Consider the following 22,843-nt stretch of genomic DNA (forward strand, 5'->3'; position numbering starts at 1 on the left):
CTATCACGACGTTTGATAAGGCAGCAGGCATATGACCGCCCAGGAAGCGCAATGGCTTAACCGTATTATTGAATCAGAAGATCTGCACGTGTTGTTTCAACCCATCGTGGATGCCAGCCAGCAATCTATTTACGGCTATGAAGCACTGATACGTGGGCCTAAAACATCGCCGCTGCACTCACCGCTGCGCTTGTTTGATGTGGCCATGCAGGCGGGGCTATTGGTAGAGCTGCATTAAGTGTTTTGAAGCCGTCATCAAGTGGTCATTTAAGTGTCGCGGTGTTGTCATCTAGCGTCGGCAGGATAGCGCTATCTTCGAACAACATTCCAGGTGACGTATGCATACTGTGTCTCTACCCCGTACTTTGATCAGCGCGGCTGTTGTCAGTGCTTTTGCTCTGATTGCCGTCAATGCCTCGGCAGACCTCTCTGCGCGTTATGTCGATAACGACGGTGACATGCTAGCGGATGCACCCACGGATGAGTCACAGTGGGTTGACCCCGATACGTTGGTATTTGCTTATACACCGGTTGAAGACCCGGCCGTTTATGCGGATGTTTGGGCCGACTTTTTGGACCACCTAAGCGAAGCCACAGGTAAAGACGTTCAGTTCTTCCCGGTTCAGTCCAACGCGGCACAGCAAGAAGCGCTACGTGCTGGCCGTCTGCACGTCGCGGGCTTTAACACCGGTGGTGTACCGGTTGCGGTGAACTGCGGCGGCTTCCGCCCATTTACCATTATGGCGGCCGATGACGGTAGCTACGGCTATGAAATGGAAATCATCACCTACCCAGGCAGCGGTATTGAGTCGGTTGAAGACCTGGCAGGGCGTCAGCTGGCGTTTACCTCTGAGACCTCTAACTCAGGTTTCCGAGCGCCTTCTGCGCTGCTGCGTTCTGAATATGGCATGGAAGCAGGGGAAGACTTCGAGGCAGCGTTTTCTGGTTCCCACGATAACTCCATCCTGGGCGTTGTGAATAAAGATTACGACGCAGCAGCCATTGCTAACTCCGTTGGTACGCGCATGATGGCTCGGGGCGTCGTTAGTGAAGGCGATTACGACATTATCTACACCTCAGAAACCTTCCCCACCACAGCATACGGTTTGGCGCATAACCTGAAGCCTGAGCTGGCTGAGCAGATCCAAGAGGCGTTCTTCAGCTACGACTGGGAGGGTTCTGCGCTACAGGCTGAGTTTGCCAATTCGGGAGAAGCGCAATTTATCCCGATCACCTATAAAGAGAACTGGTCAGTTATCCGCACGATCGCCGATGCCAACGGTGTGACGTACGAATGTGACTAAGTAAGCCCTTACTTTTGCGGTTACTCGGCCAGAAGGTTAACCCCTTCTGGCCGTTACATTATGTAGATGAGGTAGAGCGATGTTGACACTCAGCGGCGTTACCAAGCGCTATCCAACCGGGGACCGTGCGCTTACTGATATCGAACTTACCCTGCCTAAAGGCCAGGTGATGGCGCTTATCGGTCCCTCTGGAGCGGGTAAAAGTACCCTGATTCGCTGTGTAAATCGCTTGGTAGAGCCTACGTCGGGCAGTATTCGCCTGGAAGGAACAGAACTTACCAGGCTTTCTGGTAGTGGCTTGCGTAAGGCGCGTCGCTCAATGGGTATGATTTTCCAGGAGTACGCGCTGGTTGACCGTCTGACAGTGATGGAAAACGTGCTTTCCGGACGGCTTGGTTACGTGGGCTTCTGGCGTAGTTTTTTACGGCGCTATCCGCAGGATGCTGTCGCTGAAGCCTTTCGTCTGCTTGAGCGAGTAGGCCTGCCTCACGCTATTGATAAGCGCGCCGATGCGTTGTCGGGTGGCCAACGCCAGCGAGTGGGGATTGCCCGGGCACTGTTGCAAAGCCCTAAACTGCTACTGGTAGATGAGCCAACCGCTAGCCTGGACCCCAAGACCTCACGCCAGATTATGCGCCTGATTCGTGAGCTGTGCGCCGAGCGCGAACTGGCGACGATTATCAATATTCATGACGTAGCGCTCGCCCAGCAGTTTGCAGACCGTATTGTGGGGCTGCGGGCTGGCCAGATCGTGTTTGATGGTCACCCGAACGAGCTAACCAGCGATATTCTTACCACCATTTATGGCGAAGAGGATTGGGATACGTCCCCTGAACCTGCCGATGAGCCTGACAGTGAGGCCGTTTCCTGTGAGCGTCGCTCTGTCGCAGGCGAGATGGCGGCCGGGGTAGCGCCATGAGTGAGCAGAGCCCTGCATACTTTGAAGCTCGCCAAAATGCGGCCCGCCAAGGACATTGGCGTCGGCTACCCCTTGTGCATAGCCAGTGGTTGCGCTGGGCTATTGCCTTGGGTGTGGTGGCTTACCTGGTGTTGGCGCTGGCCTCTGTTGAGGTGAACTGGGCGCGTGTGGCAGAAGGCGCCAGCCGTGGCCTGCGTTTTATCAGCGCGTTTGCGCAGCCCGACTTTATTAGCCGTGGCAACGATATCCTCAATGGATTGGTCGAGAGTTTGACCATGACGCTCACCTCCACGGTGATAGGCGTAGCACTCGCTATCCCTGTGGGGTTAGGCGCTGCACGCAACATTGCGCCGCTGCCTATTTATTTCGTATGCCGTAGCATCATTGCTGTGTCACGTACCTTTCAAGAGATCATTATTGCGATCCTGTTTGTGGTGATGTTTGGCTTTGGCCCGCTGGCGGGGATGATTACGCTGGCGTTTGCGACTATCGGCTTTATGGCCAAGCTGTTGGCAGAAGATGTGGAAGATCTGGATTGGCGCCAGGTAGAGGCAGTGAGAGCGACCGGCGCCAGCTGGTGGCAAACCATGAATCACGCCATTCAACCCCAGGTTATGCCGCGCTTGATTGGCCTTTCCATGTACCGTTTGGATATCAACTTTCGTGAATCGTCAGTGATCGGCATTGTGGGTGCAGGCGGGATAGGCGCCACGCTGAATACCTCGCTGAGCCGCTACGAGTACGATACGTCGGCCGCCATTTTGTTGATCATCATCGCGATTGTGCTGCTGTGCGAATACAGCTCAAGCCACGTCCGCCGTTGGACGCAGTAATCTCCGGAGAATCTATATGCCTGTTTCAACCTCCCGGCAAGGGGTACCGGTATGGCGGCTACGTACCACGCGTGCTCAGTGGCTGCAATTTAGTGCATGGCTAGTAGGGGTTAGCCTGTTCTTGTTCTGCTGGAAGGTGATTTCCGACAACACCATGTGGGTGTTTGTCGAGGATGCAGGACGCCAGGGCAGTGACCTTTTAAGTCGGATGATGCCCCCCAAATGGGAATACGCCAATGTGCTGTGGAAACCCATGTGGGATACGCTGAACATTGCCACACTGGGCACCGCCCTGGGAATAGTGATGGCGTTTCCCGTGGCGTTTCTTGCCGCGCGTAACACAACTCCACATCCTCTTGTGCGCAGCCTGGCGTTGATGGTGATTGTGTCGTCACGCTCTATCAACTCGCTGATTTGGGCCATGCTGTTGGTAACGATTTTGGGCCCAGGCGTCCTCGCGGGCATCATCGCCATTGCGCTGCGCTCTATTGGATTTGTGGGCAAGCTTCTTTATGAGGCCATTGAGGAAATTCACCCGACGCCTGTCGAGGCCATTAGCGCAACCGGTGCCAGCCGTTTACAGGTCATGAACTATGGTGTGCTGCCTCAGGTCATGCCAGCGTTTGCCGGTATCAGCGTTTATCGGTGGGATATCAATATTCGTGAATCCACCGTGCTTGGCCTGGTGGGCGCAGGGGGTATCGGTCTTCAGTTGAATGCCTCTATCAACATGCTCGCCTGGAATCAGGTCAGCGTTATTTTTGTCATGATCTTCGCCACGGTATTGGTCTCGGAATGGATATCCGCCCGTGTCCGCCATGCGATTATTTAACCCATGGATTGATAAGTCGCCAAGCGAGGAGTTCTGAATGCGCTTTCCTGATGCCGATGTCACCACCATTGATTTGCTGCGCCATGGCGAACCCGTTGGCGGGCGCATGCTGCGCGGTTCTACTGACCATCCGCTGAGTGAAACCGGTTGGCAGCAGGTAACGGATGCCATTATGCGCCATACCGTTGGCGGCAGGCCGCCTTACGATGCTGTGCTTACCTCGCCGCTTATGCGGTGTCGTGAGTTTGCGCTGTGGTTGGGCGAGGAGTTTGAATTACCGGTACAGATTGAAGACGACCTGGCTGAGCTGCATCTCGGGCAATGGGAAGGTAAGACTCACGCAGACGTATTTAGCGAGGAAGGCACCGGCCCGATGAGTGCTTTCTGGAATAGCCCTGCGACGGTTTCACCACCGCAAGGCGAAGCCATTGACGCTTTTGATCATAGGATTGCTGAAGTATGGCGCAATCTATTGGCCAAGCCGCCAGGCAAGCATGTACTCGTCGTTGCCCATCTGTTTGTCTGCAATGGCCTGCTGCGCCAGGTATTGCAGCAGCCGTTAGGGCGCGTATTGGCGATGGATTTGCCTTACGCTGCGATGAGCCGTGTGCGCCATGAACGCCATGCGCTAGGCGAAACCAGCTTTATTGAGTGGATTGGTCGTTAGTTGAGCTTGGCGCTGTCCACACGTTTGCGCCATGATAAGGGCATTGCCACAAGGAGAGTTGCTAATGCCCGTCATGTTGGGGAAATTCACGTTTGCTTTGATGATATTAATGTGGCTTTCGGGCTGTGCCAGCCGAGATGTCGCTATTGCCCCCTCCACATCCTCAGCCGAACCCCGCGAAGGCCTTTCCATGGAGCGCGTGCTGATCCTGGCTCACGCTCAGCAGGCCATTGGTACGCCCTATCTCTTTGGTGGTAATACGCCCGACGGCCTTGATTGCTCCGGGCTTGTTGAAATGGCGTATCGCGCGGCCGGTATGCGCGTACCGCGCACCGCAGATGAACAGTTTCGTGCGTTACCCTCAGCCAATACGCCCAGGCCAGGTGACCTGCTCTTCTTTGGAGAGCGTAGCAAGGCCACACATGTCGGTATCTATCGCGGTAACCAGCAGATGATCCACGCCCCGGGAAGTGGTCGTGCCGTGGTCAGCGTTCCCCTGGATATCGATTACTGGCAGCAGCGCTTTTTAGGCGCAGCGGCGTTGGCACCTTGATGAATCCTTGGCTAACTTTTTAACTAGCATCCAGCCTTAGGGCGGCCTAACGCACAGGCGTGGCGCCGCTTTCGTATGAACGAACATGCTTGGCAATATCAAAGACACGAGACGGGCCGAGGATGATAGTATGGCATGTTGCTTTTATTAAAAGCGCGTAAATGGCAGTAGAGAGGCTGCCTGGTAGCACGCCTTTTGGACGCGAATGGACAGGAGTCTTGCTATGTATCCGCCTACCCACATGCCGCCAAAGACCCTGTTTTCGCGCCAAGTGGATGTTGTACCGGCCAGGAACGCGGACACTCAACGCTCACCTGATCAAACCGCCTTTTTATTCGCTAACGAAGCGATCATTATTTCTGATCGAGACAATCGAGTTCTGGACGTAAACCCGGCTTTTTGCGAGCTTACCGGGCTTACGCTTGACGACGTTAAAGGCAAGACGCCGGAAGCGTTTAGCATTCTCCCCTTGGAGGATGGCCGTACTGCTCATCGAATGAGCGAAAAACTCAGGCTGCGTGACCGTAGCAAGCACCAGGTGAGTTATCGAGGTCATGACGGGCAGTATTATCCTGGCATGATGTCGGTCAATCGGGTGCGTGATCATCAGGAATGTATCGACCACCATATTATTGTACTGGCCGATTTGTCTGCAATTCCGGCCCATGCGCGGCACTTGAATCGAGACGTCTATTTTGATGCGCTGACCGGTCTCCCCAATTTACAGCTATTAACGCAATTGATTCAGGAGTCGATTCAGTACGCAGACTTAAAGGGGTTGCCGCTGGCCATTTGCTCGTTGGATATCGATTTCTTTCAAACGATCAATGAGCGCTTGGGCACTGAAATGGGAGATACCTTGCTTTCCTCCTTTGCACAGCGCGTGGGCCATCTGCTGTTTGGTGACGATGTGCTGGCGCGGGTCGGTGGCGATGAGTTTGTGCTGCTATTGCATCATGGCGTAGACGACGCCTTTTTTGAAAAACTGCTGGCGGCGATTCGCAAGCCGATGGTGATTGAAGGGCAGAGTATTTATCTGACCGTAAGCCTGGGTATCACGCTTTATCCCAATGATCATGTGCAGGGCGACATGCTGCTGCGCCACGCCAATCAGGCCATGTACCGTGCCAAACAGCGTGGACGTGATACGTTTCACTTTTTCGATCCAGACTTGGATAGGCTGCTTCAGGTACGCCACGAACAGCGACAGCGTTTTATCGATGCGCTTAACCACGAGGAATTACAGCTCTATTTTCAGCCGCAGATCGATATGCGCTTGGGGCAAGTGGTGGGGGTGGAGGCACTTGTCCGCTGGCAACATCCTGAAAAGGGGCTGCTGCTCCCCGGCCAATTCTTGCCCCACATAGATACTTCGTCGCTGGAAATAGATCTGGGAGAGTGGGTGCTGACACAGGCACTTGAACAGCTTGCACAATGGCAGTGCTTAGGGATTGCAATGCCGATTAGCGTTAATATCAGCCCTACGCACTTATTGATCAGCGATTTTAGCCAGCGCTTGTCCGAGCTATTAGCGCGCTATCCACAGATATCACCGCGTATGCTGAAGCTGGAGGTGCTGGAAAGTGCGGCCATGCATGATATACAGGCGGCGCTTCAAAATATTGAGCGCTGCCAAGCGCTTGGGGTGGGGCTCGCGATTGACGATTTCGGCACGGGTTACTCATCGCTTACCCATTTGCGACAGCTGCCAGTAGATCTGATTAAAATCGACCAAAGCTTTGTGCGCGATATGCTCAGCGACCCCAACGATATGGCCATTGTGGAAAGCGTTATCTATATGGCTAATCGTTTTAACCGACCCATGTTGGCAGAGGGCGTGGAAACGCTGGCGCACGCCAAGGCGCTCATGAAATTAGGCTGCTTTCTGGCCCAAGGGTTTGGTATCGCCAAGCCCATGCCTGCCAACGCATTGCCCACTTGGCTTTCGCGATGGCCGTTACGAGCCGATTGGCAGTCGCTTACACAACTTCCATAAGCGCTGCGGCCTCGGGGCAGTGTTTAAGCGGCTTGGCCCGAGTCGGCCGCTTCAGGCTCGTTCTGCTCAGCTTCACTCTGCGCAGATCTTGTGGCGCTCTCTTGCTGGGAAGCCTCAAGGCGGGCCTCTAGCAAGTATTGGCGGGCTTGGGCGGCTACTTGCACGTCTTTTGGCGACGGGTCGGCTGGCGCCAGCGCGGCAGCAATCACCGTCTGCATTTTCTCTATGGTGGCCTGTGGGTCACCCGGGATGGGGCCGTAATCGATAGGCACTTCACCCGCAACGGCGTACTTCTTTCCATCGGGGCCTATTTCATATTCGTAAGTGGCGCCGCCAGTATAGGCCCCGCCGGTAATTTGGTGAGCCATCTCATGCTGACGAACATCCCGGTCGGTCTGCTTTAACTGCTCAATCAGCTTGATTTCTTCAGGCGCTAGAGGCGTTCCATCGGGTCGCGTGGGGGCGGCCTCCGCCTCACCATCTGTTTGGGTTGTTTCGTCTTCGGAGGTGGAAGGCGCTTCTAGCGTGTCCTCGGTGTCGTCAGTCGTCGTCGACCCACGATGGGAGGTCGTGGTATATGCTGCCCCAACCGGGGAAAAAGCACTGATGGTCGCATCCATAAGCAGTTACCGCCGTTTGAGTCATTACGTTATTGTACGGTTGCGTTACTATAGCGCATTCGTAAACCAATAGAAGCGTGCAAGGGCATGTCACTTGCTGCATAACCGTTTTTAACTGATACCGCTATGCCGTCCATTGATGTGATTCTCCATCTTAGCCCCGATGAATGCCTGGCCCATTATGAAGGGCGCGTTGCCAACGTGCGTACCCGCAGCGTGGATGGGCGTTGGGTGGTGTTTCCCTCCGACGCTATTCGACGTGTGGTAGGGAAAAACGGTGTTCATGGCGTTTTCCGGCTGGAGTTTTCAGCGCAAGGGCGCTTTACGAGTATCCATCCGCTCTCTTATCGTTAATGCATAGGCTGCACGCTTAGAGTGCTTAGCCGAAGGCGGAGTGCAAATACGAGTGCTTAAGATGGCTTAGCGCCACCTGTTAAATAACCCACATGGCGTTGCTATTGTCTATATAATTACGTCATCTCATAAGCGGTATCCCTCGCTTATGCCGTTAACGCGATCAGGCTTATCCGCCGGATCGTTTACAACCTGCTTACCCAGTATTGGTTGTGGTTATATCAGGAGATATACCATGTCTGCCTCACCTGTCACATTGATGGTAGCTCGGCGCATTGCCAGTGGCCGTTACCATGATTTTAATCGGTGGTTGAACGAAGGTCGCGAGCTAGCGGCTGATTTTCCTGGTTATCTGGGCTCAGGAGTGCTTGCGCCACCCGAGCATCACGATGAATATCAGATTATTTTCCGCTTTAGCAGCAGTGAAACGCTCCATGCATGGGAGCACTCGGCTTCACGTCATGCCTGGCTTGTGCGCGGCAGGGGGCTTTATGATGCGCCTCATGAGCACCGTGCCACGGGGTTGGATGCCTGGTTTCAAACCGGCTCAGGCAGTGTGCCGCCTCGCTGGAAGCAGGCCGTTGCCGTTTGGTTGGCCTTTTTTCCTATCTCGTTACTCTTTCAGTGGGTATTTGGCGGTATGTTGGCCGATTGGGCGCTGATTCCGCGCGTGTTAGTGAGCACTCTGATATTAACGCCGGTGATGGTATTTGTGTTTATTCCACTCTCCACACGGCTACTGTCGCCTTGGCTGCAAGGGAAGTGGTCACCAATGGATAGGTGGATACATCTGCGGCGCATTAATCGAACATAAGACTTTTTTTACCTGGATATATGTACTCCATGAGGGGCAACGCTGCTACGCTAAATAAGCTTGCAGTAAAAGGACAGTTGCTGCAGACCTAGCGCCTGCGTGTTACATCGCCTTCATGGAGTACTTTATGATTCACGTCCATCATTTGGAAAAGTCGCGTTCACATCGAATTTTATGGCTTCTCGAAGTACTTGCGTTGGACTATGACATTCATGTGTATCAGCGTGACCGTAAAACTCAGCAGGCGCCTGCTGCACTAAAAAACATTCATCCTTTAGGTAAGTCCCCAGTCATTATGGATGGCGAGTTAGTGATTGCAGAGTCAGGGGCAATCATTGATTACTTACTACATACCTACGGCAAAGAGTGCTTGCAACCTTCTGTCGATAATATCGCCGACTGGGTGGATTACCGCTATTGGCTACATTATGCCGAAGGCTCTTTAATGCCACTGCTGGTGATGCAACTGGTGTTTAAAAAGATACCTGAGCAGTCTCCCTGGTTAATTAAACCGCTCGCTAAAGGCATTGGCGATAAGGTGAGTCAGCAATTTTTAGCGCCTCAGCTTAAGCAGCACCTGGGCTTTATCGAAGATCATTTAGCGCGTAAAGAGAACTTTGCAGGTGAGTGGCCAAGCGGGGCCGATATTCAAATGAGCTTTCCTCTTCAGGCCATAGCTGCCACCCAAACGCTGACAACGTATCCCGCCATTATGCGGTTTGTGGCGCGTGTTGACGCTGACCCTGCTTGGCAGCGTGTGGTCGAGCGCGCAGGCCCGCTCACCGTGCCAGGCGAGTAGCAGGACGATGCAGGATAAGGCTGGATGCGTTACCCACCCGCCGTGGTTGATATCAGGACGACTGCTTGCTCGCACACGTAGAAGCGCTATTAAGGCCGCTGCGTTGCTGAGCCTCTGGAGTTTTGCTTTTTCAAGCATGGCCAGCGACACCTTATTGGTGGGCGTTTATAACAATCCGCCAAAAATATTCGTAGATGACCAGGGGCATTTGCGCGGCATTTTGGGTGAGCTGCTTGAAGCGATTGCACAAGAAGAGGATTGGCAGCTTGAGAGTATTGCCTGCGAATTCCACAACTGTCTTACTCTGCTTGAGCAGGGTGATATCGATATATTGCCCGGGACTGCCTGGGGTGAAGAGCGTGGTGAACGTATCGCGTTTCATCGTGAACCGATTATCCAAAGTTGGTCGCAGCTTTATCAGCGCGAAAACGAGCGGGTCGAGGCGATTCTTGATCTTGAACAAAAACGCGTCGCCATTGTAGATGGCTCTATTCAACAGAACTACCTGAGCGCCGTGACAGAACGCTTCGGTGTTTCGGTCACCTGGTTGCCCGTGGATAGCTATGCGGATACTTTTCAAGCAGTGGCCATGGGGGATGCGGACCTGGCGGTTACCGACCATATCTTCGGAGACTGGCGCGCGCAGGACTATGGACTATATGAAACGCCCATCATCTTTCAACCTATCCGGTTGTTCTATGCCGGGTCGCCTACTTTGTCGGCAACCATACTGGACCGTATCGACGATGTGTTGCGTGGTTGGAAGCAAAATCCACGTTCAGCGTATTTTAGGATACTGCGTTCCTGGCGTGCCGAAACACCACCCGATACGATCTCTACCTGGTTATGGGGCGGGCTTGGTCTGTTAACGGCGCTACTTGCTGTGGCGCTAGGCAGTGCGTGGTGGCTTAAACGACGTGTCACGCTAAATAGGGCACAGCTCGACGCTAATGAGGCCATGCTGGCCACTATTCTTAATAACGTGGACGCCTACATCTATATAAAAACACCGTCGTTACATTACCAGTTTGTCAACCAGCGGGTGGTTGAGCTCTTTGGGCTGCCGAAAGAGCAAATTCTGGGTAAGAGCGATGAGGCATTTTTTGATAGCACAACCGCGAATGAAATAGCCCAGATTGACCGCAGTGTGATGGAATCAGGCAAAAAAATAACGCTCGAAGAGAGGAACGTACTACAACACAACGATAAGGTTCGCACGTTTGTTACTATTAAAATGCCGTTATCCCTCTCCCCAGGCGAGCCCGCGAGTCTGTGCGGTATTTCCACTGAACTAACCGATTACCTTGAGCTGCAATCGCGTACCAATCATCTGGCGTTTTACGATGCGCTGACAGGTCTGCCTAATCGACGCTTATTGATGGAGTCGTTAAGCGGGAAAATTGAGCAGGAGAATACGTCCCATCTCTATAGCGCACTGCTGACCATTGATCTGGATAACTTTCATCTCGTTAACGATATTCAGGGCCATGAAAGTGGCGACCAGTTGTTGATTGATGTGGCCAAGCAGGTGCGGTCGCTGTTACCAGAAGGGGCTGTGTTGGCCCGCTTTAGTGGGGATGAGTTTGTTGCGCTACTAGCAAAGCTGGGCGAGCATCAGGCGGATGCTGCGCTAAGCGCTGAACGCACAGCTAAGCAGTTGTTGGACGCTATCTTCAAACTGCGTACGGGGCGTTCGCTGCCCGTCAACGCCAGTATTGGTATTACGTTATTCGATGGCTCTGATCATAGTATGAACAGCGTGCTCCAACAGGCCGACTTGGCACTTCAGCAGGCTAAAGCCGCGGGTGGGAATACGCTGCGCTTTTTTAATCGCAGTATGCAAACACGCTTGATCGAGCGGGCCAACCTTGAAGCCGATTTACACCATGCGCTGGCACGTCATGAGCTGGCGTTGCACTATCAAACTCAGGTAAATCATCAAGGCATTACCACCGGTGTGGAGGCGCTTTTACGCTGGTGTCACCCCCAGCGAGGCTGGGTGCCGCCATCGACCTTTATTCCTCTAGCAGAAGAGAATGGGCTAATTATACCCATTGGTTATTGGGTGCTTCATTCTGCCTGCGAGCAGCTTGCCAAGTGGGCCAACCAGGCCCCTTATGCTGCGCTGACGATTTCCGTTAACGTGAGCTCGGTACAGTTTCAGCAGCCTGAATTTGTACGCAACTTGGAAGGTCTTCTTGCTCAGACCCAAGCGCCACCTGGGCGGCTGGTGCTGGAAGTCACCGAAAGCCTGTTAATGCGTGATCCAACACGTGTGCGCAATACAATGCTCAAACTGCGCGCGCAAGGTGTTCGCTTTGCGATTGATGACTTTGGTACTGGCTACTCGTCGTTAAGCTATCTTAAACGACTGCCCTTGGATGAACTAAAGATTGACCAGTCGTTTATCCGTGAGCTTTTAACCGATAAAGCGGATGCGGCCATCGTCGATACCACCATTTTGTTGGCAGTGAGCCTTGGGTTAACGGTGGTAGCCGAAGGGGTCGAGAAGCAAGAGCAACTGGATTGGCTAAAAGGTCATGGCTGTTATCGTTATCAGGGCTACCTGTTTGGCCGACCGACACCCATTGATCGCTTGTTTGAAAGCTACTAAAAAGCTAAACGATAACGCCCTGGATAAGGGCGTTATCTATTATGGTGAGGACGTGTGTTAAAAAACAGCGTATCAATCTGTCTTAAAAGGCGGTAAAGCTTCCTGCATTAAGCCATAAATGAACGGCAATACTGGCGATGTAGCCCAATAGAATAACCGGCGTCCAGCGCAAGTGGCCCATAAAGGTATAAGAGCCGCGTGCTTGACCCATAACCGCAACGCCAGCTGCTGAACCAATAGAGAGCAGGCTGCCTCCAACACCGGCGGTTAGGGTGATCAACAGCCACTGCCCGTCAGACATTTCGGGCTGCATGGTGAGCACTGCAAACATCACGGGAATGTTATCCACCACAGCGGAGACCACCCCCAACACAATGTTCGCCCACGTGGCATCCCAGTTGGTATAAAGCGCATCGGACAGCAGGCTAAGATAGCCCATAAAGCCAAGCCCACCTACGCACATCACCACGCCGTAGAAAAACAGCAGTGTGTCCCACTCGGCCCGTGCCACGCGGTTAAATACGTCAAACGGTACCACGCTACCTAATTGCGCCAGTTTCTTGTTATCCCCACGACGACTGTAGCGTTCACGCTTACGCTCCAGCGAACGGGGCAGGCTCTTGCGTAGGTAGAAGCCAAAGAACTGAAGATAACCAAGCCCTGTCATCATGCCGAGCACGGGCGGCAAGTTCAGGAATGTGTGGCACATGACGGCGGTTAGAATAGTCAGTAAGAAAAGCACGATAATCCGTCGTGCACCGCGTTTGAGTTGCACATCCTCATACACGCTATCGGGCTTTTGATCCTTGATAAACAGGCTCATGATCATGGCCGGAATCAGGAAGTTAACCAACGAAGGGAGGAAAAGAGTAAAAAACTCCTGGAACTGAAGAATACCTGCCTGCCATACCATCAGCGTGGTGATGTCCCCAAATGGGCTAAAGGCGCCTCCCGCATTGGCGGCGACCACAATATTAATGCACGCCAGGTTAATAAAGCGCTTGTCACCTTCGGCCACCTTGGTAATGACGGCACACATTAGCAGCGCGGTGGTTAAGTTATCGGCAATCGGTGAAAGAATAAATGCCAAGCCGCCGGTCAGCCAAAAAAGCGTGCGATAGTTAAATCCTTTACGCAGCATCCAGGAGCGCAAAGCATCAAATACTCGACGCTCCTCCATGGCGTTGATATATGTCATGGCCACCAGCAGGAACAGCATCAGCTCGGTGAACTCTAAAAGGGTCATGCGAAACGCATATTCTGAGGTTTCTGACATGCCGTTTTGAACATACACCCAGCCGATGAGGCTCCAAATAATACCTGCCGCTATTAGCACTGGCTTGGATTTACGCATATGAATCTTTTCTTCTGCCATCACCAAGGCATATGCCAAAACAAAAATGGCGACAGCAAAAAAACCGATAAAAGATGTCGTTAAATCAATCTCACCCGTCACAGCAAAGGTCGACACACTATAGAAAAATAGTAAGGGGGCTAACAAAAAAAGCCAGCGACGAGAAAATCTCGGCTGGCCTGGGTCGCAATCCTGCGTCAACATGATGCGTTTATCCTTATTTAAAGGTGGTAGGAAGGGTTAATAAGCGGCGTTAAGTATAACAACTTGCCTATTTTCTAAATAAAGAATAAAACCGAATAAAGATCGTTTATTAACTCGCTATGGCATCTTTTTTTAGCAAATTACCCATTTAGCTAATGGTAAGTTTGTTGGTAAAGTGCGATACATTTTAACAGTGATTAATCTTTATGATAATAAACCAAAGTTGCAAGCGATAAGCTATGCAGTAAGACGAACGATGAGTGCCATACTTTGTTTGCCATTATTGCCCGTCAGTGCTGCCTATGCATCGAATTCAGTGCTGGACAGGGCTGTCTTGGCTTGGCTGCTTCGTTGAGGCGCAGCGTTCCTGCTCGGCGTATTACATGCTAATGTTAGCGGCGCTAGGCGGGGACTGTTCACGACCTGGCCCGCTGGGGTTTATTATTCTTTCAGCGCGACAAAAAAATTAGGCCGTTGAGGTCGCTGGATACCAGGAATTGACACATGCTCCCCTTTATACGCTCTGCTTTATGCACGCCCTTACTCGTAGCCACCACGCTTTCACTTAGCCTGGCCGCTCAGGCGGAAACCCGCGTTACCTACAAATCGGCAACGGCGGGAACGGCTTATTATCAGATGGGTGTCGAGTTATCAGAAGCCATTCGCCAGGGCACGGATGACGCTATTATTCTTACCCTGGAAGAGAGCCAAGGCTCGGTGCAAAACGTGATGGAAGTCATGGCGCGCCAGGGTAACTATGTTTTTACCACGCCGCCTGCGTTGGTTGACCAGGCCATGGCGGGTGAAGGGCCTTTTGCTGAACGCCAGAATCCACGTTTCCAGGAGATCCGCGGCCTGTTTCCCATTCCTGCGATTACCATGCACTTCATCCTGGGCGAGGATAAAGGCGTAGTGGGTATTGAGGAACTTGAAGATAAACATATCCTGATTGGCCGGGGCACGTTCGGCGCACGTGAAGCCGCACGTTACCTAGCGCTGTTTGGATTGGATGAGAGTGTACAGGTCGCCGATGCAGCCTTGGGCAGCGGCCCCGACGCGTTGAAAAACGGACAGATTGACGGCTTTGTAACCGCCAGCTCTTACCCAACGCCCAATATTATCGAAGTGGCTGCGGGCATGCCGATTGCGATGGTGAGTCTCACTGACGAGCAGATCGACATGACCGGCGCACCGCGTCAGGTAATTCCTGGCGGTACCTACCCAGGTATTGATGAGGACGTACAAACCACGTCGTTGCCCGTCATGGCGTATACCACGTCACAAATGGATGACGAAACCGCGTATACGCTGACCAAAACCTTCTGGGAACGCCGTGATGCCATGGCCGAAGAGACCGCGTGGTGGGGCGGTATTACGCCTGATCAGCTTGCCAATATGGCGGGTATGCTGCACCCCGGTGCTCTGCGCTATTACGAGGAAGCAGGCATCGACGTTCCCGAATCGCTGCGTTAATTCTCTCCCAGGCAGTGCCGACGCCACGAGGCCCGCTTCGTGGCGTCGCTATTTGTTGTTGACTCGTTTCTGATAGGCATAGGGCATGACACTTTTTTCAACTTCGACGCTAGACGACGAGGCGCCCGCTGCGCGTGGCTGGGTAGCGCTGGGCACCTTAAGTGTGGTTTTCCACATGGGGCTTATCTTTTACGGGTTAACGCCTGCGTTGATTAGTCGCCCGCTGCACATGGCATTACTGCTGCCCTGGGTGCTGATATTTATGGCCAAAACGCCTTGGCAGCGGGCGAGTGGCTGGGTGCTGACACTACTTGGTGTGGCGGCCTGCGGCTATATCGCCCTTAACGAAGCATCACTGGCCAACCAGTACGGTTTTATCGATAGCCATCTGCAAATGGGTATTGGGCTTTTTTTGATCGCTCTGGCGCTTGAAGCGGCGCGCCGTGCTATTGGCTGGCCCTTACCGTTGGTTGCGTTGCTCGCTTTGCTGTATGGCGCTTTTGGACAGTATGTGCCTGGCACGTTTGGTCACCCAGGTATTCCCCTGCCAAGCATGGTGGGCACGCTGACCATTGCCGAAGGCGGGCTGTGGGGGTCACTTACCGGTGTCAGTGTGGGCGTCGTCGCGATTTTCGTTATTTTTGGCGCTGTGCTTAACGCGGGCGAGGCAGGTCAAGGATTTATGAATCTGGCAAGTGCCGTGGCGGGCCGGTTAACCGGTGGCGCGGCTAAAGTTTCGGTGATCTCCTCAGCGCTGATGGGGTCCATTTCCGGGTCGGCCTCCGCCAATGTGGCGTCTACCGGGGCCATTACCATTCCCTCCATGGTGCGTTTGCGTTATCCGAAATCCCTGGCAGGGGCGGTGGAGGCCGTGGCCTCCTCGGGTGGACAAATTATGCCGCCCTTGATGGGTGCGGGTGCTTTCGTAATGGTGGAGCTCACTGGAACCCCCTATACACAGATTATGGCGGCGGCTGTTTTACCGGCGTTTCTTTACTTTCTGACGGTCTGGGTGGGGATTAATGCTTACGCGACTCGGCATGACTTGCAGCCTTTGGATAAAAGCGAGCAGCCCAGCCGTCAAGAGGTGTTGATTACCTCACTGTTTTTTGCGGTCCCTTTTGTGTTGCTGCTGGCGTGTATTTTTATCAGCGGATACACCCCTCAGTATGCGGCGAGCATTGCCATTTTCGCCAGTTTGGCCCTGCTGTTTTTTAACGTCACACTCCGTTTTTCCCTGTCCGGTTTTATAACCCGGTTTATGCTCGCCATGGTGACCGCTGGGCGGCAGATTGCGATGATTGGCGCGATTATTATTTGCGCCTCGCTGGTGATAGGCGTGCTTTCGCTGACCGGGCTTGGGGTGAAAATTACCTCCGGTATCCTGTCGCTTTCCAACGATATGCTATGGCCTGCGCTTTTGTTGACGGCACTGGCATGTTTGATTCTGGGCATGGAAGTTCCCACGACGGCCGCCTATGTCATTTGTGTTTCTGTGGCGGGACCTGCACTGACATCGCTTGGGCTTGAACCGCTCCTCGCGCACTTGTTTGTCTTCTGGTATGCGCTACTGTCGACGATTACACCGCCGGTGTGTGGTGGTGTCTTTATCGCGGCGGGCATGGTGGGAGAGAACTGGCTTAAGGTAGCGCTGAAGGCCATGGCGCTGGGCATCGGGCTTTATATCATTCCGTTAGCAATGGTCGCTAACCCTGACATGATTCGGCTTGCCTTTGACCCCGCTGGTGCGCTGTTCGATACCGCCAAGGTGGCTGTAGGCTTGGGGGCGATCTCCTTTGGCGTCATTGCCAATAAAGCGCTCTGGCTGCGCCTGGTGCTTGTGGTGGTGGGCGCGCTGATTATCTTCGCACTCTAGCTTGCCGGGTTCGTCGCTGCCGATGTGCGCTATAAGTGCAGCGGCGAATCCTCATTTAGCGCTGTGGTCGCGTAGATTACCCAGGTATCAATGGCCGGTCCAAGCGAGCGTACCAAGGTTAGCGTATCAGGTGCCTGGACCAGTGCTTCTTCTGCACAAATGCCGGCCTGATAACGACCTTCGATTAATCCATTGGCAACGTCGACGGTTGTCGGTGCCTCAATGATCGTCTTGAACGCGCTTAAATCAGTGTAGTAACGCGTGGCAGGCTGAAGCGCGATGTGCTCTGGTTCGGGAGTATCACGACGGGCGAGCAGCGCCAGCGGCTTACTGCCCGCAATAAACGTATCGACTGGAAAGGCGCGATGCATATAGCGACCTACGCAGTCGGCATGACTGAAGTGGGCCGTACATTGCAGTACATGGGTTAGTTCGCCGGCTTGAAGTGCCTCGAAAGCCGCCTCAAACGTATCGAAGAAAATGCATTGGCCACCTTGCGGTACCCGGTGTTTGAGATAGCGCCCAGCGACCAGCGCATGATTGTTGCCTTCAGGCCCCAGAGTACCAAGAATCATTGTGCTTCCTTATGCCGTTAACGCCGTATGGTCGAGCGCAAGCCGTTTTCGTACAAAGCTTAACTAATCACCGTAAAACTGGCCGTTAAATACGCTATATATCCTACCAGGAGCAATAACCCCTCTCCACGCGATAAGCGTAGGCCGGTATAGAGGAAAGCAATAAGCAGCGCAGAGGCGCCCAGCATTACCCACTGGTCAAAGGATGCCATGCGCTCAACAAGCGGTAGCGGCTGAAGAAAGGCGGAGACGCCCAGTATGCCGAGTAAATTAAAGATATTGCTGCCAAGAATATTGCCCACCGCCACATCGGCATGGCGCCGCAGCGCCGCGATCACCGATACCGCGAGTTCAGGTAGTGAGGTGCCGATAGCCACGATGGTAAGCCCGATAACCGCTTCTGAAATCCCCATCGCCTGAGCAATGCCGACGGCGCCATAAAGCAGCAGTTGGGAGCCGCCGATCAGTAGAGCCAGCCCGGCGGTTAAAGCCACCACGATAAACAGCGTGCTGCTGGGCAATTTGGTCACTTCTTCTGCCTCGGCCGTGTGTAGCTCGGCAGAAGGGGAGTGCTGGCCGCTTTCGCTGCGGTAGGCCCATACCAGATAAGCCGCCAGGCTTGCGAGTAGCACCGCCGCATCAAAACGCCCCAAGCTGCCGTTAAACGCTAAAAGAATAAACAGCCCAGTGGCGAGCATCATTACCAACCCATCGCGCTTAAGCGCTTGGGGCTGGGTGGTCAGTGGGCAGATAAGCGCACAAAGGCCCAGAATCAACAAGATATTGCCGATATTGCTGCCGACCACATTGCCAATCGCAATGTCGGGCTGCTGGTTCATGGCGGCATGGATCGAGACCACCAGTTCAGGCGATGAGGTACCAAAGCCGACAATCACTAGCCCGGTAAACAGCGGTGATACGCCCAGCCGTTTGGCCCCGGCGACGGCGCCGCGAATCAATCCTTCGCCACCTAGCGTTAAAAGCACAATACCGGCTAATAAACTCAGTCCATAAAGCAGCATAAAGGGCCTCCCATGTAGCCGAAGCGCTTATTGTTAGTGACTATAAGCATAAACTCGGTGCATGGCGAGACACATTATTTTTCAGCCATAGGGGGTTAAAATATTCGCTAAGGGCCAGCTAGTGAAGGGGTGTGTCGGACGTTACTTGATTGAGCCAACGCTGCTTGGCATGGTTTCTAAGATTCTGAATTTTATCCGTTTCATCTACAATATCTTGCCCCAAAATCGTTTCGATAACGTCTTCAAGGGTAATGATGCCAAGCCATGTCCCATGTTCATCATGGATCACACGCATATGGTGACGTGTCGGATCCCGCATGATCGTTACGAGGATGGTCGACCAGCTTGCCGCCAAGAACCGTTAGGTGCTTTTAACGCTTCAAGCCAATATGCTTTGTTTGATTAGCGTTATGTTATAAAGTATCTTTATTGCTGGTTCAAGAACCATTCATTTGCTGAAAAAGGAAGTCTGAAAGATGCCATTACTTTCATCAAAAGCACTCAGCGCATTATCCATCAGCTTGCTGGCATTGGCGGGTATTCAGCCGGTGGTTGCAGATGACAAGCATGAACACCACGATCATGATCACTCCCATGGTCATTCGCACGACCACTCCCATGACCACAGTAGTGATATTTATTCCGGGCATTTCAGTGATGACCAGGTAGCGGACCGTTCACTTTCCGACTGGGAAGGTGATTGGCAGTCCGTTTATCCCTATCTAGAGGATGGCACGCTGGATGCGGTGTTTGCTCATAAAGCCGAGCATGGCGATAAAACGGCTGAAGAGTACAAGGAGTATTACGACACCGGTTACCAAACAGCGGTTGACCGTATCATTATTGAAGGCAATAACGTTACCTTCTATGAAGACGGCGAAGAAAGCACGGGCGAGTATCAATACGACGGCTACGAGATTTTAACCTACGACGCAGGCAATCGTGGCGTGCGGTTTATTTTCGAGTTAGAGGGTGAGAGCGCTGAAAATCTTCCTCAGTACATTCAATTCAGCGACCACGCTATCTACCCAGCCGACGCGCATCACTTTCACCTTTACTGGGGCAATGATCGCGAAGCACTGCTGGAAGAAGTCTCTCACTGGCCGACCTACTATCCGTCCGATTTAGACGGTAATGAAATCGCTGAAGAAATGACTGCTCATTAAGGTCGAGCCACCTTTTTTATAGCTAGTCGATGGGCGCCAGCAGAAATGCTGGCGTTTTGCCGTTATGGGCGCATGAAAAGAGGCTAACCTGTAAGGCAGATAGCGTTCTTGTTACCACGTTGGCTTTATCCACCAGAATAGGTACGACGATGCGACTACTTTTACGATGGGCAGGCATGGGGATTTCGATCTTCAGCGGCTTGGTAAGTGCTAATGAGGAGTGTGTTAGCCCTGAAACCCAAGCGGAAATGACGCAGTGTTCAGCGAAAATGTATCAAGCGGCTGATGATGCGCTTAATGAGGCTTATCAGGCATTGATTGAAAGGCTTGATAGTAATGCTTTATCGCTTGAGAAGCTCAGAGTGGCCCAGCGCAAGTGGATTGATTTTCGTGACGCCGAATGTGCGTTCGAGAGTAGCGCGGTCGAAGGGGGAAGCGCCCAGCCCATAGTACGTAATAGCTGCCTTGAAGCGCTCACCAAAGCACGTACGCAAAGCCTGCAAGAGCATGCCAGCTGCGAAGAGGGCGACCTTAGCTGTGTAAGGTAAGTAAGTGCCAAGGCGGTTGTTCGATACGGAAAAGCACCTCGGCTGAGGGGGGGTAAATAGCGGTTGTTGAGGTATATCGTTCTCTGCGACAGCCTACTCCTCTCCTTATTGTGTACGCCCTCGCGCCGCTTCGGGTACATTGTGCTGGCTTGCTTAGGTAAGCAGGGATATGCGTCACGTTGAATAAACAACTGCTTAGGGGAATATCATGGGGCTGGTTTTAATATTACTCATAGTGGTGGGGCTCATTGTACTTGCCACCAGCAAGTGGAAAATACATCCCTTCCTGGCGCTGCTGGGCGCGGCCTTTATCGCTGCCTTTGCGTATCGGTTACCCATAGATACGGTCGTCAGTACGATCACCTCAGGATTTGGCGGAATTCTGGGCTATATAGGCCTCGTAATCGTGTTGGGAACTATCATCGGGGTGATTCTGGAGAAAAGCGGGGCGGCTATTACCATGGCTGATTTCATTATTGCCCGGCTAGGGGATCGCTTTCCTACGCTTACGATGTCGATAATTGGCTATATTGTCTCGATCCCGGTTTTTTGCGACTCCGGATTTATCATTCTCAACTCGCTCAAGGAGTCGCTGGCTAAAAAGCTGCATACCTCGTCGATTACGATGAGCGTAGCGCTGGCTACCGGCCTTTATGCCACGCACACCTTTGTGCCTCCAACGCCGGGTCCTATTGCAGCGGCAGGCAACTTGGGGCTTGAGTCTAACCTTGGATTAGTCATTGCTGCGGGTATTCCCATTGCTGCGGTCGCCGCCATTGCGGGTATGCTTTGGGCGAAGCGCTTTGCGCATACGGCTCCCGACCTGCACGACATGTCTCAGAAGCCAGATGAGCAGTGGCAAGACTGGGAAACGCTTAAAGCCAGTTATGGCCGCTTGCCCAAGCCTATGGCTGCTTTTGCCCCTATCGCCGTGCCTATTTTGCTCATTTGTATCGGAACGATTGCCCGCCTACCGGCAGCGCCGGTTGGGGAAGGTACGGTAATGGAGGTACTTAGCCTGCTTGGCCAACCGTTAACGGCTTTGCTGATTGGTCTACTGCTTTCCTGCGCGCTGTTAAAAAGCGATGACAAGGTCGCGGAGTTCAGCGAGCGTATTAGCGAAGGTATCCTGGCAGCGGCGCCGATTTTGCTGATTACCGGTGCCGGTGGAGCCTTTGGTGCCGTGCTCAGCGCTTCGCCGCTGGGCGATTACTTGGGCAGTACGCTATCAACGCTGGGTATCGGTATTTTGATGCCGTTTATCGTCGCGGCCGGGCTGAAAACAGCCCAGGGATCTTCAACCGTTGCGCTCGTGACGACATCTGCATTAGTAGCCCCAATGCTCGACTCGCTAGGCTTGGGGAGCGATATCGGCCGTACACTCACGGTGATGGCCATCGGGGCAGGCGCCATGACGGTCTCGCATGCCAATGATAGTTTCTTCTGGGTCGTCTCGCGCTTTAGCCGTATGAGCGTAGGGCTAGCCTACCGGGCACAGACGATGGCGACGCTCATTCAGGGTGTTACTGCAATGCTCCTGGTTTACGGACTATCGTTGATACTGCTGTAAGTAGCAGCGACTGTTTTATATCTGCATTGCCCTTGGCTACACGTAACCTTGTAGTCAGGGGCTAATGTCGATACGAGGTGATTGGGCAGCTACGTCTAACACGAGTTAAATATTTATTGGGAGTTTTTGTATATTCCAGACACAAAAAAAGCACCGCTAGGTGCTTGATTTGTAGGGGTGTCTGGTGGAGGCGGCGGGAATTGAACCCGCCGCTATCTGTTATATTTCAATGGCTTATTTGAGTAATTGACTTAATGCTGACTTTCATACCAAACTAACCTTCATTTCACTACCCACCTAGAGGATATGTTTTGTTAAAGCCAACTATCAAACAACAAGGCGGCACTGTTAGGGAGCGTTACCTTGCAAAACTAGCTGATGATAGTTTCTTTGGCCTTTGGACATATCCAAATGTATATACTGACGAAGGGATTAATAAAAGGAAAGTAGGCGAAGAATTATCAGACTTATTAGTTGTTTTTGAAAATAATGTTATTATTTTTTCTGATAAAGACATTGGTTTTAATAATGATATCGATGTTAATGTCAGTTGGAAAAGATGGTTTAAAAAGTCTGTAATAAAATCCAGTCAACAATTGTATGGTGCGGAAAAGTGGATTAAAGAAAAGCCACATCGTATCTATTTAGATAATAGGTGTACACAGAAGTTTCCATTAGATCTAAGTGGTGATATTAATATATATTTAGTGGCGGTGACTTGTAATACTGTGCAAGCTGCAAAAAATACTT

At 52.7% G+C, this 22,843-nt stretch carries 21 protein-coding genes and 2 pseudogenes; 18 read left to right on the forward strand and 5 right to left on the reverse strand.

The window, feature by feature from the left end; translation table 11 throughout:
- Positions 1–31 precede the first annotated feature (31 nt).
- From ACT3RU_RS09915 to ACT3RU_RS09950, 8 genes and pseudogenes are all read left to right on the forward strand, one after another.
- Positions 32–232 (forward strand): annotated as a pseudogene (locus ACT3RU_RS09915) (EAL domain-containing protein); the annotation flags it as partial.
- Between the two features lie 106 nt (positions 233–338).
- Positions 339–1,304, forward strand: coding sequence for a phosphate/phosphite/phosphonate ABC transporter substrate-binding protein (phnD, locus tag ACT3RU_RS09920; protein WP_483392665.1), 966 nt, complete (start codon positions 339–341; stop codon positions 1,302–1,304).
- 79 nt (positions 1,305–1,383) lie between these two features.
- A complete protein-coding gene (gene phnC, locus ACT3RU_RS09925; RefSeq protein WP_192527360.1) occupies positions 1,384–2,223 on the forward strand; it encodes a phosphonate ABC transporter ATP-binding protein in 840 nt (279 codons plus the stop codon).
- The gene (gene phnE / locus ACT3RU_RS09930; RefSeq protein WP_192527361.1) at positions 2,220–3,056 is read left to right on the forward strand and encodes a phosphonate ABC transporter, permease protein PhnE; all 837 of its coding nucleotides are present in this window, start codon (positions 2,220–2,222) and stop codon (positions 3,054–3,056) included. The genes phnC and phnE (ACT3RU_RS09930) overlap by 4 nt, the downstream gene beginning before the upstream one ends.
- A gap of 16 nt (positions 3,057–3,072) precedes the next feature.
- On the forward strand, positions 3,073–3,888 hold the full coding sequence (gene phnE, locus ACT3RU_RS09935; RefSeq protein WP_192527362.1) for a phosphonate ABC transporter, permease protein PhnE: 816 nt from the start codon (positions 3,073–3,075) through the stop codon (positions 3,886–3,888).
- A 37-nt stretch (positions 3,889–3,925) separates the two neighbouring features.
- Entirely contained in the window at positions 3,926–4,555 is a 630-nt protein-coding gene (locus ACT3RU_RS09940) for a histidine phosphatase family protein (protein WP_192527363.1), read from the forward strand.
- A 64-nt stretch (positions 4,556–4,619) separates the two neighbouring features.
- The gene (locus tag ACT3RU_RS09945) at positions 4,620–5,108 is read left to right on the forward strand and encodes a C40 family peptidase (protein ID WP_192527364.1); all 489 of its coding nucleotides are present in this window, start codon (positions 4,620–4,622) and stop codon (positions 5,106–5,108) included.
- 223 nt (positions 5,109–5,331) lie between these two features.
- Positions 5,332–7,104: a putative bifunctional diguanylate cyclase/phosphodiesterase gene (locus ACT3RU_RS09950; protein ID WP_192527365.1), complete on the forward strand. Its 1,773-nt coding sequence runs from the start codon at positions 5,332–5,334 to the stop codon at positions 7,102–7,104.
- A 23-nt stretch (positions 7,105–7,127) separates the two neighbouring features.
- Here ACT3RU_RS09950 and ACT3RU_RS09955 read toward each other — a convergent pair whose 3' ends face one another.
- Positions 7,128–7,724 carry a putative metalloprotease CJM1_0395 family protein gene (locus tag ACT3RU_RS09955; protein WP_192527366.1) on the reverse strand — a complete coding sequence of 199 codons (597 nt, stop codon included), beginning with the start codon at positions 7,722–7,724 and terminating at the stop codon, positions 7,128–7,130.
- A 126-nt stretch (positions 7,725–7,850) separates the two neighbouring features.
- Between ACT3RU_RS09955 and ACT3RU_RS09960 the strand changes: the two genes are divergently transcribed.
- The 4 genes from ACT3RU_RS09960 to ACT3RU_RS09975 all read left to right on the forward strand — a co-directional run bounded on the left by ACT3RU_RS09960 (position 7,851) and on the right by ACT3RU_RS09975 (position 12,305).
- Positions 7,851–8,078, forward strand: coding sequence for a DUF2835 family protein (locus tag ACT3RU_RS09960; RefSeq protein WP_087108764.1), 228 nt, complete (start codon positions 7,851–7,853; stop codon positions 8,076–8,078).
- A 235-nt stretch (positions 8,079–8,313) separates the two neighbouring features.
- The gene (locus ACT3RU_RS09965) at positions 8,314–8,892 is read left to right on the forward strand and encodes an antibiotic biosynthesis monooxygenase (RefSeq protein ID WP_087108762.1); all 579 of its coding nucleotides are present in this window, start codon (positions 8,314–8,316) and stop codon (positions 8,890–8,892) included.
- 127 nt (positions 8,893–9,019) lie between these two features.
- The gene (locus tag ACT3RU_RS09970) at positions 9,020–9,691 is read left to right on the forward strand and encodes a glutathione S-transferase (protein WP_483392666.1); all 672 of its coding nucleotides are present in this window, start codon (positions 9,020–9,022) and stop codon (positions 9,689–9,691) included.
- Positions 9,692–9,698: 7 nt separating this feature from the next.
- On the forward strand, positions 9,699–12,305 hold the full coding sequence (locus ACT3RU_RS09975) for an EAL domain-containing protein (RefSeq protein ID WP_192527368.1): 2,607 nt from the start codon (positions 9,699–9,701) through the stop codon (positions 12,303–12,305).
- An 82-nt stretch (positions 12,306–12,387) separates the two neighbouring features.
- Here ACT3RU_RS09975 and nhaD read toward each other — a convergent pair whose 3' ends face one another.
- Complete coding sequence (nhaD, locus tag ACT3RU_RS09980; RefSeq protein ID WP_192527369.1) at positions 12,388–13,863, reverse strand: sodium:proton antiporter NhaD; 1,476 nt, start codon at positions 13,861–13,863, stop codon at positions 12,388–12,390.
- A 504-nt stretch (positions 13,864–14,367) separates the two neighbouring features.
- On the opposite strand from nhaD, the gene ACT3RU_RS09985 reads away from it, so the two are divergent.
- Positions 14,368–15,336, forward strand: a complete 969-nt coding sequence (locus ACT3RU_RS09985; RefSeq protein ID WP_192527370.1) for a TAXI family TRAP transporter solute-binding subunit — start codon at positions 14,368–14,370, stop codon at positions 15,334–15,336.
- Positions 15,337–15,421: 85 nt separating this feature from the next.
- Positions 15,422–17,212 (forward strand): TRAP transporter permease, encoded by a 1,791-nt coding sequence (locus ACT3RU_RS09990; RefSeq protein WP_192527371.1) that lies wholly within the window; start codon positions 15,422–15,424, stop codon positions 17,210–17,212.
- 29 nt (positions 17,213–17,241) lie between these two features.
- Here the strand turns inward: ACT3RU_RS09990 and ACT3RU_RS09995 are convergent, their stop codons facing one another.
- From ACT3RU_RS09995 to ACT3RU_RS10005, 3 genes and pseudogenes are all read right to left on the reverse strand, one after another.
- Complete coding sequence (locus ACT3RU_RS09995; RefSeq protein ID WP_087108749.1) at positions 17,242–17,787, reverse strand: hypothetical protein; 546 nt, start codon at positions 17,785–17,787, stop codon at positions 17,242–17,244.
- A gap of 59 nt (positions 17,788–17,846) precedes the next feature.
- Entirely contained in the window at positions 17,847–18,806 is a 960-nt protein-coding gene (locus ACT3RU_RS10000; protein WP_192527382.1) for a calcium/sodium antiporter, read from the reverse strand.
- Between the two features lie 121 nt (positions 18,807–18,927).
- A pseudogene (locus tag ACT3RU_RS10005) lies at positions 18,928–19,107 on the reverse strand (CNNM domain-containing protein); the annotation flags it as partial.
- Between the two features lie 178 nt (positions 19,108–19,285).
- On the opposite strand from ACT3RU_RS10005, the gene ACT3RU_RS10010 reads away from it, so the two are divergent.
- The 4 genes from ACT3RU_RS10010 to ACT3RU_RS10025 all read left to right on the forward strand — a co-directional run.
- Positions 19,286–19,975: a metal-binding protein ZinT gene (locus ACT3RU_RS10010; RefSeq protein ID WP_192527372.1), complete on the forward strand. Its 690-nt coding sequence runs from the start codon at positions 19,286–19,288 to the stop codon at positions 19,973–19,975.
- A gap of 149 nt (positions 19,976–20,124) precedes the next feature.
- Entirely contained in the window at positions 20,125–20,523 is a 399-nt protein-coding gene (locus tag ACT3RU_RS10015) for a lysozyme inhibitor LprI family protein (protein ID WP_192527373.1), read from the forward strand.
- A gap of 208 nt (positions 20,524–20,731) precedes the next feature.
- Complete coding sequence (locus tag ACT3RU_RS10020) at positions 20,732–22,093, forward strand: GntP family permease (RefSeq protein ID WP_192527374.1); 1,362 nt, start codon at positions 20,732–20,734, stop codon at positions 22,091–22,093.
- Positions 22,094–22,404: 311 nt separating this feature from the next.
- The coding region (locus ACT3RU_RS10025; protein WP_192527375.1) for a hypothetical protein at positions 22,405–22,843 on the forward strand (439 nt) is incomplete at its 3' end.

The organism is Halomonas sp. TP35 (assembly GCF_052375975.1).
GTDB classification, from domain to species: Bacteria; Pseudomonadota; Gammaproteobacteria; order Pseudomonadales; family Halomonadaceae; genus Vreelandella; species Vreelandella citrativorans.